This is a genomic window from Janthinobacterium sp. JF4 (genome assembly GCF_059617925.1).
In genome coordinates this window covers 183,151-198,174 of the sequence record NZ_JCAQAV010000001.1, presented here as the reverse complement: position 1 = coordinate 198,174, position 15,024 = coordinate 183,151, and the positions used below count along the sequence as shown (strand labels likewise).

The window sequence follows — 15,024 nt, the reverse complement described above, 5'->3', positions numbered from 1 at the left end:
AGGGTGATGATTATCAACCAAATTTACGCACGGCGTCCAGCGCCAAACCCGCACCAATACTGCCGAACAGGTCACCCTCGACCTTGCGCGCGGCCGGCACCAGGGCGGCGATCTTTTCGCGCAGCAGGCGCACGCCGGACGAGCCGCCCGTGAAGAACACGGTGTCGACGGCTTCTGGCGCCACGCCCGCGTCGCGCAGCAGGCGCAGCACGGTTTCTTCCACGGAACCGCACAGGTGGCCGATGGCATCGTCGAATTGCGTACGTTTGAGCAACAGACTTTGCGCGGGCGACAAGCGATCCAGCTCGAGCTGCACTTCGGCCGCGTCGGACAGGGCGATCTTGCCCTCTTCCACCTTCATGGCCAGCCAGTGGCCGGCGCGCTCGTCGATCAGCTTTTGCAGACGCCCCATCTTGTCTTGCTCACGCGCATCGCGGCACACATCGGCCAGCTGCACCCAGATCTTCTTCGTGTAGGCCAGGTTGATCGTGTGCCAGGTGGCCAGGTTGAAATAATAGCTGGACGGCACTTCGCTATTGTTGTGCAGGCGGCTGCCGTAGCCGAGCAAGGGCATGACGGATGACAGGCTCAGGTATTTATCGAAGTCCGTGCCACCGATGTGCACGCCGCCGGTGGCGAGGATGTCGTCACGGCGCTCGGTTTTTTTCGCCCGCTCGGGCGACAGGCGCACCAGCGAAAAGTCGGAAGTACCGCCGCCAATGTCGGCGATCAGTACCAGCTCTTCCTTGTCAATCTGCGACTCGTAGTCGAACGCGGCGGCAATCGGCTCGAACTGGAAGGCGACGTCCTTGAAGCCGACGGAACGGGCCACTTCGGCCAGCGTGTCTTGCGCCAGCTGGTCAGCCTGCGCATTGTCGTCGATAAAGAAGACGGGACGGCCGAACACGGCGGACGAGAACTCGCGGCCGGCGGACTGCTCGGCGCGGCGTTTCACTTCGCCAATGAATTGCGCCAGCAACATGCGAAATGGCAGCGCGCGGCCGCCCACTTCCGTCTGGCCATCGATGAGGCTGGTGCCCAGCAAGCTTTTCAGCGAGCGCATCAAACGTCCCTCGTAACCGGCCAGGTAGCCGGCCAGCGCCGCGCGGCCAAAACTGACTTCCTCGTCTTCCGCATTGAAGAAGACGACGGACGGTAAGGTCGTCTTGCCATCTTCCAGGCCGAGCATCGTGCTCTGCCCGGGACGCGCCCAGCCTACCGTGGAATTTGACGTGCCGAAATCGACGCCGCAAGCATTGGCCATGTCGACCCTTCCCTGAATAAAGGGGCGTTATGTTATCAGAAGGCAGGCCATTGCACCAGCAAAACCCGTTCGGCGGGGTCAACAACACAAGCTTGCTTTGCATCAAGTACTCGCCGCACGCAAAAGCTACTCTTGGGCAATTGATGCCGAGCAACTCGGCAAGCTCCCGGAGACCCATCGTGCCCCTCGCCCCGCTGCGCCGCCCACGCCACCTGCCCGCCGCTTTGCTGCCTGCCACTTTGCTGGCGACCTTGCTCGTGTCCCTGGCCGGCTGCGGCGGGGGCTCGGCCGATACCCAGACCGGCGCCGGCTGCGCGCTGCACAGCACGGCGGGTTGCGGCGGCAGCCCGCCACCGCCCATCAATCCACCCATCAATCCGCCCGTCACCCCGCCGGTGACGCCGCCCGTAATTCCGCCCGTCACGCCGCCCGAGCCGGCCAGCCTGGCCAGCGCCGTCAACCTGGTCTTTTCCAGCACGGAACTGGCTTCGGCGGGCCAGGCCGGCAGCGAAGTGGCCGTCACGGCCCTCGTCAAGGATGGCGCCAACCTGGCCTTGCCAAACGCAAAGATTACCTTTGCCGCCGATTCCGGCATCCTTGGCAGCGTGGACGCCGTGACGGACAGGAACGGCCAGGCGCGCGCCCTGCTGGGCACGGGTGGCGTCAACAGCAACCGCAGCATCACCGTGACGGCGAACGTGGGCACGCGCAGCGGCAAGGGCACGGTGGCGGTCACGGGCAGCAGCGTGGAAGTGCTGGGGCCGGCCGCCCTGATCCTGGGCCAGGGCGCCGACCTCACCGTCACCGTGCGCGACTCGGCAAAGCGGCCCGTGGCCGGCGCCGCCATCGCCTACAGCACGGGCGCCGGCAACAGTGCGCGCGTCAAGGATGGTGGTGCGGCGCTCAGCAATGCGCAAGGCCAGCTGGTCCTGCGCCTGACGGCAGGCAGCCTGGGCAAGGATGCCGTGTCCGTCAGCGCACTGGGCGCCGCCGCCACGCAAGCGTATGCCGTGGCGGGCAGCGAGCTGCGCCTGAGCCCGGCCGTGGGCCAGGATGCCAGCGGCGCGGACGTGCTGCCGGAAATCGCTACCCTGGCCTGCCAGCCGATCGACGCGCGCTATGACAAGGCGGGCGTGGCGCAAACGGGCAGCGCCAGCCTGTCGACCTCTCGCGGCAGCCTGTTTGCGGATAGCGCCTGCAGCCAGGCCTTGCCCGCCAGCTTGATTTTCAGCAATGGCAACTTGCCGCGCAGCTATGTACAGTCGGCCAACGCGGGCGTGGCCACCATCACGGCCGCCGTGACCGGTGGCCCCTCGGCGCAAACGCGGCTGGAATTCGTCGCGCCATTGAGCGGCGCCAGCAAGCTGGCCGTGCAGGCGGAGCCGGCCGTGCTGCGCGCCAATACGGCCACCTCGCCCACCTCGGCGGCATCGGCCGACAACGCCAGCAGCAGTATGAGCGCCATCAGCGCCGTGGTGCGCGATGGCCCGGTCAACAACCTGGTCAAGAACGCGCCCGTGCTGTTTTCCATCTTGAACGACCCCAGCGGTGGCTACCTGCGGCAGGCGGGCCGGGTGTTGACGGGCAGCGATGGCCTGGCGCGCGTCGTGTATGTGGCGGGGCCGGCCGACAGCGGCCGCGACGGCGTGCTGATCCAGGCCCGCATCGAAGGCGCTCCGCAAGCGGCGGCCACGGCCCTCGTGCGCCTGACGGTGGCGCGGCAAGCGCTGTCGATCAAGCTGGGCACGGGCAGCCTGCTGCGCGAGTATTCGGCCAGCGTGCTGCAAAAGGACTTTACCGTGTTCGTGTCCGACAGCGCCGGCAATGGCGTGTCCGGCGTCGCCATCACGGCCGCCGCCTGGCCCAGCCGCTATGCCAAGGGGTATTATGTGTGGCAAGCGGACAAGCCCGAGTTCCCCGACACGGGCGTCTGGCGCCCGGCTCTGCCCCACTACAGCTGCGCCAACGAAGACGTCTTGCGCAACGGCATTTTTGATGCCGCCTACGACCGCAACGGCAATGGCGTGCTCGACCCGGGCATTCCCCTGTCCGTCAGCGCCAGCGGCCTGACCGACGCGCTGGGCATGGCGACCGTCACCGTCAGCTATCCGCGCAACTACGGTTCCTGGGTGGCCGTGGCCCTGACTGTGCGGGGCAGCGTCAGCGGCACGGAAGCGAGCGCCACGGCGGAATTGCCTTTACCTACCCTGGCCAGCGATTTCAGCGCGCGCCGCGTGGACCCGCCGGGACGCCTCAGCCCCTACGGCAGCGGCCCCTGCGACAGCCCCGACTGAGGGGCAAGCATACCACTTGCCATTAAATCAAATTATTTGCAACATGGATAAGAAAACAGTCTTGCCACATGGAAATATTTTCGCTATGCTCATTTTTCCCGCCCAGGCCGCCACAAGCGGCCGGGCCTGCAGGAATACTTTGAGACAGATTGCTTGCCAGACCAATATGCGAAAAAAGAATACTGTAGCCCGGACACCCAGCACCGCCACCCGCCCCGCAACCGATGCCGGTGCCGGACGGCGCGTGACCTCATATGACGTGGCCCTGCTGGCCGGCGTGTCGCAATCGGCCGTGTCGCGCTGCTTCAAGCCCGGCGCCAGCATCTCGCCCGCCACCCACGCCAAGGTCATGCAGGCGGCCATCAGCCTCGACTACATCCCCAACGCGGCCGCGCGCAGCCTGATCACGCGCCGCTCGAACCTGGTGGCCGTCATCATTTCCAACCTGGCCAATCTGTACTATCCGCAAGTGTTGTCCGACCTAAGCCAGCAAATCGCCCGCCAGGGCAAGCGCTTATTGCTATTTACCCTGGAGCGCGAAGCGGACATCGGCAAAGTCTTGAGCGACGTGTGGCAATACCAGGTCGATGGCGCCATCGTGGCCGCCGGCCTGTCGGACGAGCAGATGGCCGAATTCGGCCGGCGCGACGTGCCACTGGTGCTGTTCAACCGCAGTCCCCGCGAGCACGCCGTGCATGCCGTGCTGTGCGACCAGGGCGAAGCGGCGCGCCTGCTCGTCTCGCGCCTGGCCGAGGCGGGCCACCGCCAGTTTGCCATCATCGACGGCCCCGGTGATTCGGCCGTCGCGCAGGAACGCAAGGCCGGCATGCTGGACCGTTTGCTGACCCTGGGCTTGCCCGCGCCCATTGTCGTCAGCGGCAACTACGATTACGCCAGCGGCGGACGGGGCTTGCGCAAGGTCATCGACCGCCTGGGCCGCGTGCCGGACGCCGTCATTTGCGGCAACGACATCATGGCCATCGGCTGCCTGGACACGGCGCGCCACCAGATGGGCATCCAGGTGCCGCTGCAAATGTCGGTGGCCGGTTTCGATGCGCTGGAAGCATCGGGCTGGCTCAGCTACGACATCACCACCTTGCGCCAGCCCGTGCAAAAGATGGCCACCGATGCCGTCGCCATGCTGGGCGAACTGATGGAACGGCGCGGCGGCAGCGCCGAGCGGAGACGGTATTGCTCGTATCTGGTCGAGGGAAGCACGGCGCGGCTGACTGGCGCGCCTCAGCGTTTCGGCATGATGGCCGCCGCCTGAAAAACACCCGTGGCCTTGTTGCCGGCCCCTCGCCGTACTTGCGTACTGTCTTCGGGGCGGCGCCTAGCCACAGGCGTTTTTCAGACGTTCAAAGTTCGCACACAAAACCTTGCACATAAAAAACCTCGCATCGCTGCGAGGTTGTTTGTTGCGGCATCGACGTATCAACCGAAGATCTTGCCCTTGAGCATATTCAAACCCTGGCTGACGAGGTCATTGCCTTCCGGTACCTGACCATTCGGCGTCAGCTTGTCGATCAGCTGCGGCAGCAAGGCTGCCAGGCCGCCCGAGGCCGCGTCCGGTGCGACGCCCGCTTTTTCAGCGATCTGGGTGATCGTGTCGGCGCCCAGCGCATCCTTGATCTGGTCGCCGGATACGGGTGCATTGGCGCCGGTGCCGATCCAGCTGGCCACCTGGTCGCCCAGGCCGCTTTCCTGGAATTTCTGCAGCAGGCCGGGCAAGCCGCCATGCTGGTTGACCAGGTCCATCACACTGGCCATCAATCCCGATGGCGCGTCCCCATCCGCACCCTTGTTGCCCAAAGCGCTCATCGCCTGTCCTGCAAGTTGGTCTAGCAAACTCATCGTATTCTCCTGAACGCTGTCAATTAGTGCCGCGTACAGCGGCGTCCGGTAAGGTCGGCGCAAAGTCGCCGACACACACAACAATTATACTATATATAATTTGAATGCCATATTTGCAATTTAACGAGCGACTCAAAAACAGACCCGGCCGTAGCTGTGCCCACCTCCATCATATTTAGTTCGGCACAACTTGCAAGCGCAAATTGACGCTTCACAAAAACGTGTAGAATTAATTTTCCTACTTACTGAGGAGTATCAACATATGAACATCAATAAAGCGGTAGACAAGGCTTACGAAAAAAAGACGTTCAAGGAAATCGCTGATGCCCCCGTCGATGCGCTGCAAGGCGTCAGCGAGAAAGACGCGGAGCTGCTCAAGCAGGCATTCAATATCAAGACCGTGCGCGACCTGGCGAACCTGAAATACTCGAAGTGGGCGCGCGCCATCGTCACACTGGCCGATACGGAAGAATAGACCGGGCCATGCCCCTGGCCTCCGCGTCAGCACAGCCCGCCCCAATCGGCGGGCTTTTTCATGCCGGCCCACTATCGGCTGGCAAGCCGATAGCCGCACGGAGGCGCCGTTGGCCACTGCACTGACCCTGCCCGGCATCTGCTGGCCCTTGCAAGCGAGCATGGGCCATCTTGCCGTCACCAGCTCCCACATCACGGGCCACTTTCGCGCCGGTGCAGGCACAGACGCCATCGTCCTGTGCGATCTGCTGCCCGCTGGAAAATTTCGCAATGGCGCGGCGCGCCACTGGTGCCGCACGCACCAGCGCTACTGGGGCACGCACGCCGACCTGGCCGGCTGGCAAGCGACGCGGCAGATGCGTTGCCGCCAGCACGCCAGCCGCATGGGCTATATGCTGTATCCGGAGCGGTTCGACCCCATGCAGTTCCACGCCGCCACCTTGCGCCTGGGCACGGATGGCTTGCTGCAACTGCGCGCCCGCGCCAGCGCCAGCGGCGCCCTGCTGGCGCGCGACGCGGCCGCGCTGGCCATCGACTGCCGTGCCCTGCCCGGCCTGTTTCCTCCCGACATAGTGCAACTGAATATCACGCCGCCCGCCGCGCAGGCATTCGCCGCCGCACTGCAGGCCGGCGCGCCGCTGGACTGCAGCGACTGCACCCGCTGCGGCCACCCGCACCTGGACCTGGACAGCTTCGCACCGGCGCCACAGCTGCGGCCATTGCGGCCACGACGCCTCGCACAGCGCCACGGCCATCGTTTCAACGCCCCTGTGGCGGCTGCGCGAATATGCCGCGCGCCTGCCCGGGCGCCGCATGCAATGCTTCTGAAGGTGCGCCCGCCCACAGTCAGGCAAGGCACTGCCGGGTAGACTTGCCCCATCACCATCACGAGGACAGTCCCATGCCACCAGCGCCACACCAGGATGAAAATGATCAGCAAGGCGACGCAGGCGACTTGTCCGACCTGCTCAGCGAATTGCGCATCCTCTTGCCGGGCGCGCAGATGCTGACGGCCTTCCTCATCATCCTGCCCTTCAATGGCGGCTTCGCGAAAATCGTGCAGGCGGAAAAAATCGTCTTCCTGCTGACATTTTTCCTTTCCATGACCAGCCTGGTGCTGCTCAGCGCGCCAGCCATCCAGCACCGCGTGATGCGCCCCTTGCAAGACCGCGAACGTTTCAAGCGCGTGGCCGACCGCATCATGATGGCGGGGGCGGGGGCGCTGGCACTGGCGTTCATCCTCGGCACCAATCTGGTGATGTCGGAAGTGTTCGGCCACATCGCCGGCATCATCGCCTGCACGCTGATGGGTTCACTCATCATTTGCATGTGGTGGTGGCTGCCCTTGCACTTGAAGCACGCCAGGAAAATCTAGGCCGGCTGTACGCGCCAGCGGCGCGCTCGCTTCCGGGCGGATATTGAACGGCAGGCAAGGACCAATTCCGCCACAGCCGCGCATTCCCCGATTGCCCGCGGTGGTATCCGGCGCATTCCGTGTTATCGTTAACAAATAGCGCAAGCGCTGTCATGTGCGGTGCAGCATATTTTGGCCGCCTCCCGGCAGAACTTGCCCGAATCTCTTACAATGTTGATTGTGGGCAGCTCTTCTGGCCCGAAATGCCGGGGCTGCTACTCCGCCTTGCCTTTTTCCACTTCGCATCCGGCAGCGCATTGCTGCCACTGCGGCTGAGCCACAGCACGCCTCTTCACCCTGTCATTCCTTACCCAACTAACAAGAACATGCACGCATCCGTAGATCCCCTGATTCCGCGCGTCACCGCGCCTTTTGGCGCTGGCTATGCCGACCTGGCCCTGGCCCTCGGCGGCCTCGCCATCGGCACGGGCGAATTCGCCTCCATGAGCATCCTGCCCGTGGTAGCCGACGACCTGGGCACGACCTTGCCGCAGATGAGCCACATGATCAGCGCCTACGCGCTGGGCGTAGTCGTCGGCGCGCCCCTGATCACGATCTTTCTGGCGCGCATGCCGCGCCGGCTGATGCTGATCTGTCTGATGCTGATGTTTGCTGGCGGCAACTTGCTCAGCGCCATCGCGCCCAATTATGGCTTGCTGGTGGTGGCACGCTTCGTGGCCGGCATCCCGCACGGCGCGTATTTTGGCGTGGCCGCCCTGGTGGCGGCCGCCCTGGCCGAACCGGACAAGCGGGGACAAGCCGTGGCGCGTGTCCTGATGGGCTTGACCGTGGCGAATATCTTCGGTGTGCCGCTGGCCACGTATATCGGCCAGACCCTGGGCTGGCGCTCGGCCTTCCTGCTGGTCGCCGCGCTGGGCTTATTGACCATGCTGATGGTGCGCATCTTCGTGCCCATGGTCGCTGCCGGCGATTCGAGCCCGCGCCGCGAACTGGGCGTCTTCCGCCGCCTGCAAGTGTGGCTGACCCTGCTGATGGTGGCAATCGGCTTCGGCGGCATGTTCGCCGTCTACACCTTCATCACGCCAACCTTGCTGGAAATCACGAAAGTCTCTCCGCTGGTCATCTCGATCTTGCTGGCCATTATCGGTATCGGCATGACGGTGGGGAATCTGATCGGCGGCTGGCTGGCCGACCGCTCGCGCCTGTGGACCATCTTCGGCGTGCTGCTGTGGAACGTGGCCGCCCTGGCCGCGTTTACTTATACCAGCAGCAATGTCTGGCTGACGGCGATCAACCTGTTCGCCATTGGCGCCGGCATCGCCGTCGCCCCGGCCGTGCAGACGCGTCTGATGGACGTGGCCGGCGACGCGCAAACCGTGGCCGCCGCCCTCAACCACTCCGCCTTCAACATCGCCAACGCCCTGGGCGCCTGGGCCGGCGGCATCGCCATCGCCATGGGCATGGGCTTGCGCTCGACCGGCTGGGTGGGCGCCATGCTGGCCTGCGGCGGCATCGTCGTGCTCGGCATTTCCGTGCTGGTGGAAAACCGCAGCCGCAATGTGGGCGGCGCGCAGCCGGCTTGATGGTGTGAAATGAGCGGCCACCCCCCTGCGGGCGCCGCGCATCAGCGTCCGGCGGCCCTAGCCGTCCACCCACGCAAACAGCGCCTTGTCCGGCGTGGCAGACCGATGCCAGTTCGCTTTCAATTCCATGAGAAATCCGGCCAGGTCGAATGGCTGGACATCCAGGTCAGCCCACGGCGCCGTTTTGGACCATGCCACGGCAAGCTCCAGCAGGTCGTCATCGGCCATCCGGCCGGTCGCTTGCGCAAGCGCATCATTAAATACGTAAATGTCGCGCCCCTCGATCCGCAGGGGCCGCAGCGCAGGTTCTGACGACGTGGTCAGCAATTGCCCCAGCGACGCAAAGTCCAGTTCCCCTGGCAAGGTGATGCCGGTAACGGGAAACGCATCGAAGGCCTCTTCCCAGCTGGCACATGCGCGCATCTCGGCGTCGGAACAGACAAAGATATCGATCTTCTTCATAGTGCATCCAGGCATCAGCTCACGTCGTGCCCGTTCGACGTCACGCGGGAATATAGTTTTTCAAAATCGGCGGCACTGCCCGCCTCGGCCCACAAACGGGCGATGTAGTCGAACTCCCGCTCGAACGGCTGCGCAAAATCGGCCACGTCGATCGCATACTCGCAATTGCGGCTCAGCATGACCAGCCAGTCCGGGTAATCGAGCGCCGGGTACAAGCGGGTAAAGATGGCGTCAAGCGACGACACGCTTTCGCGGCCTGCCAGGTAGGCGGCGCGCAGTGCGACGATGTATTTGCCGGCGAGGAATTGCTCCTCCAGGCGCGCGTCGCCACGGTAGCGTTCGATGATGGCTTCGGCCAGCGGCAGCACCTCGTCGACACCGCGGGCACTGGCCAGCAGCACGATATTCAAGTCGTCGCCCTCCTGATCCAGGCGCAAGCGTTCCACGGCCCAGTCCACGCAGCGGTCCGCCCGGCCGTCGCCATGGCGCAGCCGGAAGCATTCCAGCTCAAGTTCCATCAATTGTTCCATTGTTATTCTTCGCAAGCGCGTAGCTATACACGGTGCCCGGCACCTGAAAGGATGGTTGTTGCGGGCATATTATACGACAGACAGTAAACAGCCCGCGCAGGGGATAAGGACTGAAAGAATGGGGGCACGCTTCGAGATGGAAGAGAGGGAAACAGATAATATTGCCGCGCAGCGCAGCATTCAATCAAAACAAGGGAAACAATAAACCAATTAGAAATATAAACCCAAGGTTTGTCGGGAAGTTATTATTTTAAAGAAACATCAAAACAGGCCACGCGCGCGGCATGCCGAACATGACCATCACATCGCTTATTGCGGATTCGACGCCACGATGAACGGATCGAAGGTCAGCAGCGTATTACCCGCCAGCAACAAGGTCATCGTATATTGCACATTGCTGCCTTTGGCATTCACGCGGCCGCCCCATACGGTGTTGTCCTATTGCGGGTAAGGCGCCGGATTGACCATGCCGTTACTGATGGCAGTGCCGCCGAAGCTGTGAATGGAAACCTGCTCGGCCGGATCCAGCGATTCGACGTTCCAGACGATGGTGTCGCCGTTCTTGCACGTTGTCACCAGTTCATTGCCACCTTCGTTGCCGTTGCACGAGTAGCCGGTCGTGTCGACCATGAAGACATACCTGCTCAGATTGCTTTGTGCCACTGCCTGACCAACATTGACCGCTACCAGTACATTAATTGTTGCCATGGTTTTACCCCTCTTTGGAATGGAATTAAACATTACAACTATCCTTTGTGCGATGAAATAATGAAGACCCAGTCAAATTGCCGGCAGCACTTTCGGCGCAATCGGAACCTATCACTGGCACATAAAAATACGCGAAATGTATCAATTAAAAATACACAGAATACATCAATAGATCACAAAATCTATCAATAACACCATGCACACGGTGATCAATAAGACTTTCTCGATCCTCATTACCGCAACCACGATGAGAGGATATTTTAATTATTTTTCAAGTCAAATTATTTCTTATATTATTTAGAATCTATCCATTAATAACATTTGATTTTTAGATGAAATTTCTTATATATTGAATATCGGTATTCCGTGTTTGATTTACCGCAAACAATATCGGTATACCGACGGAAAAAGATGATGGGAGGAGTGAAACGAGGCGCAGGCAACGGGTGCCGCATGGGGGAGCGAATGACCCTACGGCAACTCAGCGCGTTTGCAGCATTTTTTGCAGCACCGCATCGAGCTCATAAAAGTCCACGGGCTTGGTCAGGTGCAAATCAAAACCCGCACCGGACGCCATCTGGCGATCCTTGTCCTGGCCCCAGCCCGTGACGGCCACGAGGATGGCATCCTTGCCGCAGGGTTCGCTGCGCAACAGCCGTGCCACCTCGTAGCCGTTCATGTGCGGCAAGCCGATGTCGAGCAGAATCACGCGTGGCATGAAAGTGTGCGCTGCCGCCATGCCGGCCGGGCCATCGTAGGCCGTGCGCACGTCGTAGCCGAGGATGTCGAGCGCCAGCGCCAGGCTTTCGGCCGCGTCGGCGCTGTCATCGATCACCAGCACCTTGCCTTCGCGCGTGCCGGCCAGCAGGCGGCGGTTGGGCTCGGCCGGCGCCTCCAAAGGCACGGCCGGCAGCGGCAGGCGCAGCGCAAAGGTGCTGCCCTGCCCCACGCCGTCGCTGTGCGCGCTGATGCTGCCGCCATGCAACTCGGCCAGGCCACGCACCAGCGACAGGCCGATGCCCAGGCCGCCCTGGGCCCGCGACAGGGCCGGTTCCAGCTGCGAAAACAGGTCGAATACCTTGTCCAGGTGCTCGGGCGCGATGCCGATACCCGAATCGCGCACGGTAATGTGCACTTCGTCTTGCGTGCAGGCCACTTCCAGCACGATGACGCCGCTGGCCGGCGTGTACTTGACGGCGTTGGTCAGCAGGTTGGCGATCATCTGTCCCAGGCGCGTGGCGTCGGCGTCGAGCCAGATGGGCTGCGGCCATTGCTCCACGACCACCTGGTGACCCGCTTGCGCGGCCAGCTCCGCCACGCTGTGCAGGGCCGCTTCCACCACGGGCGCCAGTTCCACGCTGGCGCGGCGCAATTCCAGGCGGCCGCGCGTGATGCGCGACACTTCCGTCAAGTCGTCGACCAGGTGCGTCATGTGGCCCACTTGCCGGCCCAGCACGTCGCGCGCCCAGCGCAGCTGCGGGTCGTCCAGCTGCGCCAGGCGCAACACTTCCAGCACATTGCGCATCGGCGCCAGCGGGTTGCGCAGCTCGTGCGCCAGGGTGGCCAGGAACTCGTCCTTGCGCCGGTCGGCGGCCGCCAGCTGCTCGTTGAGCGCGCCGGCCTCCTTGCGCGCCAGCTGCAGTTGCTGCTCGTATTTGCGCCGGTCGCTGGCGACAAAGGCGGCAATCTCGTCGTAGCGCACGCCGTCATGTTCGCGCCGCACGGCATTGAACAGCATGGGAATCGCTTGCCCCTGGCGCTGGCGCATGTCGAGCAATATTTCCGACACGCTGCCCTGCACCTGCATCAGCGGCAGCCAGTGCGTCTGGTGGAACACGCGCCCGCCGATGGTCAGCAAGTCCTGCAATTTCTTATTGCCGATCAACTCCGCGGCTCCATAGCCGAGCCAGCCGCAAAAGGTGGCGTTCGCCTGCACGATGGTGCCGTCGGCCGTGCACAGCAGCAAGCCGCAGGCCGCATGCTGGAACAAGGTATTGGCGTCAGGCAAGGAAGGCAGCATGTCGCGCATTACAGATGCAAGCCGTCGAGAAAGTGGCGGATGGCGCGGTAGCTGGCATCGGGCGCGCTCATGTGCGGGCAATGGCCCACGTTCTCGACCACGTGCAGGCTGCTGTGCGGCAGCATGTCGCGCAAATACTCGCCCACGGACGGCGGCGCGATGAAGTCGTCGCTGCATTGCACGATCAGGGCCGGTGTGCGGTTGTGCGGCAAGACGGCGCGGTGGTCGGACAGAAACGTGGCTTGCGCGAAATGCCGGGCGATGGCGGGGTCCGTGCGGCAAAAGCTGCTGGCCAGGTCGTCGCCCAGCGCCGGTTGCCCGGGCGCGCCCATGATGGCGGGCGCCATGCTGGCGGACCAGCCCAGGTAATTGCTGTCCATGGCACTCAGCAAGTCGTCGATGTCGGCACGGCTGAAGCCGCCCCGGTAGCCGGCCGCCTCGTCATCGATATAACACGGCGACGGCGCCAGCATGGCTTGCGCGGCAAACAGCTCCGGCTCGGCAATGGTCGCCAGCAAGGCGCTCATGGCGCTGACGGAATGAGCGATGCAAATGACAGGGCCGCCGCCGGCGGCATGGATAACTTGCCGCAAATCGGCGCCATGCGCGTCGAGCCGCGCATAGCTATCGACATCATAGGCACTGAGGTCCGAAGCGCCGCTGCCGACCAGGTCGAACAGCACGGTGCGGTAGTGCGGACGAAACAGCGGCTCCAGGTAGCGCCACATGGTCTGGTCGCAGCCAAAGCCATGCATGAACACCATGGTGGCTGCCGCGCCCGCCTGTGGCGCACCACAGCGTTCGTTCACGCGGATATTGTTCCGATCTTCTATGCGCATGCCGCCTCAACCCTGAATATTTCCATGCGGAATGTAAATTAACTTCTTGCCAGCATCTTAGCATGCGTGATTTGCCCCTGGGCAACACCATTGGCGCTGGACAAACGTCCGCCCACAGCAGATAATGAGAACGATTCCCATTATCAAAAATGTCAGGCCTGTACCAGGCCCATATTTGGCTCTTCCTGTGCGCCGCCATGGCGCCTGCTGGCGGCAACAAGCCGGTTTTATGTTGAAGGTTTGTACCGCATGCGCGCTTTCTGGACTGTCATACACCGCTGGGCTGGCCTGACCATCGCCCTCTTCCTCATCGTTGCTGGCCTCACGGGCGCCGTGACGTCGTGGGACCATGAACTGGATGAATGGCTCAACGCCGACATCATGGACACGCCAGGCCGCGGCCCCCTGCAGCCACCTTTTGCGCTGGCGCAAAAAGTCGCTGCCGCCGACCCGCGCGTGGAAGTCAATTACCTGACCCTGGGCCTGGAAGAAGGCCATGCGGCCGCCTTCATGGTGCGCCCATTGACCGATCCGGCCACGAACCAGCCGTTCGTGCTCGACTACAACACCGTCTACATCGACCCCGTCACGGCGCAGATCACGGGCACCCGCGATTCGACGGCCATTTCCCTGTCGCGCCGCAGCCTGATGCCATTTTTGCGCCACCTGCACTACAGCCTGCACGTGCCCGCTTTCTGGGGCACGGACCGCTGGGGTTACTGGCTGATGGGGACGGTTGCCCTGATCTGGCTGCTCGACAGCATGGTGGCCTTCTACCTGACCACGCCGCGCCGTTTGCGCCCGCGCGCGCAGGACGAGGCACCGCGCCACCGCGACGCCGCCAGCTGGTGGCAACGCTGGAAACCGTCGTGGGTGGTGCGCTGGGCGGCCGGCGGCTACAAGCTCAACTTCGATCTGCACCGGGCGGGCGGCCTGTGGGTGTGGGCCATCATCATCGTCGTGGCATTTACGTCGTTCTCGCTGAACCTGTACCGCGAAGTGTTCTACCCCGTCATGTCGCTCGTTTCCACCACCACGCCGGGACCGTACGAAACGCAGACGCCGGCACCCTACGGCACCTACATCACGCCCGTGATCGGCTTCGAACAGGCGGTAGACATTGCCAAAAAGCAGGCCGTGCAGCGCGGCATTACCTCCCCCATCGGCGGCATTTATTATGGCGGCAATTATTCGTTCTACAACGTCTCGTTCTTCGACCCGGCCGACGAATTCGGCGCGGCCGGCATGGGCCTGTCGAACCTGTACATCGACGGCATGGACGGCAGCATCATCGGCCAGCACAAGCCATGGGAAGGCACGGCCGCCGACGTCTTCGTGCAACTGCAATTCCCCCTGCACTCGGGCCGCATCCTCGGCTTGCCGGGACGCATTTTGATGTCCTTCATGGGCATCATGGTGGCCATGCTGTCGGTGACGGGCATCGTCATCTGGGAAAGAAAGCGCCGTGCGCGCCGGCTGCAGGCGAAGAGCCATTGATAGTCACCTGAACGCGCGACTTCACAACGCATAGCCGCCATCGCACTTCCACACTTTGCTACCCAATAGCCGGCACATGCCGGCTGTCTGCACTGCGCGCTTTTTGTGCGCCGGCCCGGCCAGC

14 protein-coding genes are annotated in these 15,024 nt (G+C 63.2%); 7 read left to right on the top strand and 7 right to left on the bottom strand.

Going from position 1 to position 15,024, the window contains the following annotated elements:
• Positions 1-13: 13 nt before the first annotated feature.
• On the bottom strand, positions 14-1,264 hold the full coding sequence (locus tag AC54AF_RS00770) for an Hsp70 family protein (protein WP_092604774.1): 1,251 nt from the start codon (positions 1,262-1,264) through the stop codon (positions 14-16).
• Positions 1,265-1,443: 179 nt separating this feature from the next.
• On the opposite strand from AC54AF_RS00770, the gene AC54AF_RS00765 reads away from it, so the two are divergent.
• The gene (locus AC54AF_RS00765) at positions 1,444-3,558 is read left to right on the top strand and encodes an Ig-like domain-containing protein (RefSeq protein WP_496634606.1); all 2,115 of its coding nucleotides are present in this window, start codon (positions 1,444-1,446) and stop codon (positions 3,556-3,558) included.
• 244 nt (positions 3,559-3,802) lie between these two features.
• Positions 3,803-4,828: a LacI family DNA-binding transcriptional regulator gene (locus AC54AF_RS00760; protein ID WP_496634604.1), complete on the top strand. Its 1,026-nt coding sequence runs from the start codon at positions 3,803-3,805 to the stop codon at positions 4,826-4,828.
• A 164-nt stretch (positions 4,829-4,992) separates the two neighbouring features.
• On the opposite strand, the gene AC54AF_RS00755 is transcribed toward AC54AF_RS00760, so the two are convergent.
• A complete protein-coding gene (locus tag AC54AF_RS00755) occupies positions 4,993-5,412 on the bottom strand; it encodes a YidB family protein (protein WP_496634602.1) in 420 nt (139 codons plus the stop codon).
• A 262-nt stretch (positions 5,413-5,674) separates the two neighbouring features.
• Between AC54AF_RS00755 and AC54AF_RS00750 the strand changes: the two genes are divergently transcribed.
• The 4 genes from AC54AF_RS00750 to AC54AF_RS00735 all read left to right on the top strand — a co-directional run bounded on the left by AC54AF_RS00750 (position 5,675) and on the right by AC54AF_RS00735 (position 8,844).
• The gene (locus AC54AF_RS00750; protein WP_034751103.1) at positions 5,675-5,887 is read left to right on the top strand and encodes a hypothetical protein; all 213 of its coding nucleotides are present in this window, start codon (positions 5,675-5,677) and stop codon (positions 5,885-5,887) included.
• Positions 5,888-5,996: 109 nt separating this feature from the next.
• The gene (locus AC54AF_RS00745; RefSeq protein WP_496634600.1) at positions 5,997-6,755 is read left to right on the top strand and encodes a hypothetical protein; all 759 of its coding nucleotides are present in this window, start codon (positions 5,997-5,999) and stop codon (positions 6,753-6,755) included.
• Between the two features lie 32 nt (positions 6,756-6,787).
• Positions 6,788-7,261 carry a DUF6328 family protein gene (locus AC54AF_RS00740; RefSeq protein ID WP_496634598.1) on the top strand — a complete coding sequence of 158 codons (474 nt, stop codon included), beginning with the start codon at positions 6,788-6,790 and terminating at the stop codon, positions 7,259-7,261.
• Positions 7,262-7,626: 365 nt separating this feature from the next.
• Positions 7,627-8,844: an MFS transporter gene (locus AC54AF_RS00735; protein ID WP_131686131.1), complete on the top strand. Its 1,218-nt coding sequence runs from the start codon at positions 7,627-7,629 to the stop codon at positions 8,842-8,844.
• Positions 8,845-8,901: 57 nt separating this feature from the next.
• Here the strand turns inward: AC54AF_RS00735 and AC54AF_RS00730 are convergent, their stop codons facing one another.
• The 5 genes from AC54AF_RS00730 to AC54AF_RS00710 all read right to left on the bottom strand — a co-directional run bounded on the left by AC54AF_RS00730 (position 8,902) and on the right by AC54AF_RS00710 (position 13,403).
• The gene (locus AC54AF_RS00730) at positions 8,902-9,306 is read right to left on the bottom strand and encodes a hypothetical protein (RefSeq protein WP_496634596.1); all 405 of its coding nucleotides are present in this window, start codon (positions 9,304-9,306) and stop codon (positions 8,902-8,904) included.
• Positions 9,307-9,320: 14 nt separating this feature from the next.
• Positions 9,321-9,836, bottom strand: a complete 516-nt coding sequence (locus tag AC54AF_RS00725; RefSeq protein WP_496634594.1) for a hypothetical protein — start codon at positions 9,834-9,836, stop codon at positions 9,321-9,323.
• Positions 9,837-10,274: 438 nt separating this feature from the next.
• Positions 10,275-10,577 (bottom strand): DUF8788 domain-containing protein, encoded by a 303-nt coding sequence (locus AC54AF_RS00720; protein ID WP_496634592.1) that lies wholly within the window; start codon positions 10,575-10,577, stop codon positions 10,275-10,277.
• 448 nt (positions 10,578-11,025) lie between these two features.
• Complete coding sequence (locus AC54AF_RS00715; protein ID WP_496634590.1) at positions 11,026-12,573, bottom strand: hybrid sensor histidine kinase/response regulator; 1,548 nt, start codon at positions 12,571-12,573, stop codon at positions 11,026-11,028.
• Positions 12,573-13,403: an alpha/beta fold hydrolase gene (locus AC54AF_RS00710; RefSeq protein ID WP_496634588.1), complete on the bottom strand. Its 831-nt coding sequence runs from the start codon at positions 13,401-13,403 to the stop codon at positions 12,573-12,575. Before AC54AF_RS00710 ends, AC54AF_RS00715 begins: the two co-directional genes overlap by 1 nt.
• Before the next feature lie 249 nt (positions 13,404-13,652).
• On the opposite strand from AC54AF_RS00710, the gene AC54AF_RS00705 reads away from it, so the two are divergent.
• Positions 13,653-14,900, top strand: coding sequence for a PepSY-associated TM helix domain-containing protein (locus tag AC54AF_RS00705; RefSeq protein ID WP_496634586.1), 1,248 nt, complete (start codon positions 13,653-13,655; stop codon positions 14,898-14,900).
• Positions 14,901-15,024 lie beyond the last annotated feature (124 nt).